Origin of the sequence: Martelella alba, assembly GCF_005217455.1 — a bacterium.
Lineage (GTDB): Bacteria > Pseudomonadota > Gammaproteobacteria > Enterobacterales > Enterobacteriaceae > Acerihabitans.
Genome location: NZ_SZPQ01000116.1, coordinates 1 through 1,632 on the forward strand (window position 1 = coordinate 1; position 1,632 = coordinate 1,632).

Below are 1,632 nucleotides of genomic sequence, written 5' to 3' on the forward strand. Positions count from 1 at the left end.
CATTCCCGCCGGTCCAGCATTACCCCGGCAAACATCCATGCGAGAAACCGGCGGCAATGATGCGCCATATCATCCAGGCCAGCAGCCGGCCCGGTGACGTAGTGGCCGATTTCTTTATGGGCTCGGGTAGCACGATAAAAGCCGCGTTGAATCTCGGGCGCAGCGTCATTGGCGTAGAGTTGGAAGAAGAACGCTTTCTTCAAACTCAGGAAGAAATTAACGCTAAAGTAAACAAAACTGTTGACTAGGTAAGCATTATTGTTTACTATAATCCCATGTTTAACAGACAGGTGGAGAGGTGAAGCAACGCGAGTTCAGGCGGTGGCTTGAATCTCAAGGGGTAGAAGTTTCAGACGGCACCAATCATCTGAAACTCAGGTATCAGGGCCGACGCAGCGTGATGCCGAGGCACCCCGGAGATGAAATCAAAGAGCCGCTCAGAAAAGCAATCATTAAGCAGTTAGGATTGTAAAGCACCAGCCCTCCGGGGCTGGTACTCGCGCAGATTCACCCAGACAATATGCGATATCCAGTAAAACTACAGCCAGACACCGGCGGTTTCGTGGTGTCGTTCCCGGATATTCCCGAGGCATTAACACAGGGGGATAGCCGGGATGAAGCGCTGGCTGCCGCGCTTGATGCGTTGGTGACGGCGTTTGAGTTTTATTTCGAGGACAACCAAAAAATCCCAGTGCCCAGCGAGGTGACCGATGATTATGTCGATGTGCCGTTGAGCGTGGCGTCAAAGGTCATGTTGCTGAACGCGTTTATTGATTCCGGGTTGAGCCAGGTTGAACTGGCGGCCCGGATGGGCGGTAAAAAACAGGAGGTGACGCGCCTGTTTGACCTGCGTCACTCCACGAAAATCGATACCGTTCAGCGCGCCATGTCGGCGCTTGGCCGGAGGTTGGAATTACAGGCTGCTTAATTGGTGGTGAGCATGAAAAAGGCCTCATTCAAGTGAGGCCTCTCATGAAAAGTCAAAATCTTGTTATAAAACTCCAAGATCCACCGCAACACCAACAGTTTTTATTTCGATGATTTTTTTGAGATCAGAAAAGCTTTCACATTTAAAATTGAAAGTTTTTTGCACATTTTTTTTCTGAAAAAAACACAACAACAATTCAGATAGATTTTTTAGAGAAAAATTTTCGTTCAATCTAAAACGAATCTTAGTTTTAAAGAAAACTTTTCTTGGTTTTTCATAATTTTCAGGGAAATTTATTCCGTCACTGAACTTTGATACAGTCACGTGATGTGGAAAAAAATCTTCATGACTTGATGAAAAATTCTTTAAATATTCATATAACTCATTAATAATGGAGTTATTGCATTGATTTTTACATGAAATATTTACCCGACACATTTTGAATGGCTCCTGTTTGATTATAGAGATTTTATTCAATCACAATATAAAACACATGACAAGCTATTGACGGATTATTTATTTAAATTATAACTGTTGCTGAGATGCACCTCATGAAAATGAGGAGGACGGAGCATGAAAATGCCTGAAAAAATATCGACGGCCGGGGCGTATTCGTCATCTGGCCTACTGATCGCGCTAGGGAAAATCATGGACTGGTTTAATCACATCGACTGGAGCCAGGCGGCGGTCATTATCGGGATCGT

At 44.9% G+C, this 1,632-nt stretch carries 4 protein-coding genes; 3 read left to right on the plus strand and 1 reads right to left on the minus strand.

The genetic code is table 11. From position 1 onward, the window contains the following. The 3 genes from FCN80_RS25830 to FCN80_RS25840 all read left to right on the plus strand — a co-directional run. The coding region (locus tag FCN80_RS25830; RefSeq protein WP_136993216.1) for a DNA methyltransferase at nt 1-248 on the plus strand (248 nt) is incomplete at its 5' end. 50 nt (nt 249-298) lie between these two features. Next, nucleotides 299-472, plus strand: coding sequence for a type II toxin-antitoxin system HicA family toxin (locus FCN80_RS27570; RefSeq protein WP_136993217.1), 174 nt, complete (start codon nt 299-301; stop codon nt 470-472). A gap of 48 nt (nt 473-520) precedes the next feature. After that, the gene (locus FCN80_RS25840; protein WP_136993219.1) at nt 521-928 is read left to right on the plus strand and encodes a type II toxin-antitoxin system HicB family antitoxin; all 408 of its coding nucleotides are present in this window, start codon (nt 521-523) and stop codon (nt 926-928) included. 63 nt (nt 929-991) lie between these two features. Here the strand turns inward: FCN80_RS25840 and FCN80_RS25845 are convergent, their stop codons facing one another. Next, nucleotides 992-1,366, minus strand: a complete 375-nt coding sequence (locus tag FCN80_RS25845) for a hypothetical protein (RefSeq protein ID WP_136993221.1) — start codon at nt 1,364-1,366, stop codon at nt 992-994. Nucleotides 1,367-1,632: the final 266 nt, after the last annotated feature.

Coding starts and splice junctions, on each gene's coding strand:
- FCN80_RS25840 (WP_136993219.1), top strand. CDS start 521: ATGCGATATCCAGTAAAACTACAGCCAGACACCGGCGGTTTCGTGGTG.
- FCN80_RS25845 (WP_136993221.1), bottom strand. CDS start 1,366: ATGTGTCGGGTAAATATTTCATGTAAAAATCAATGCAATAACTCCATT.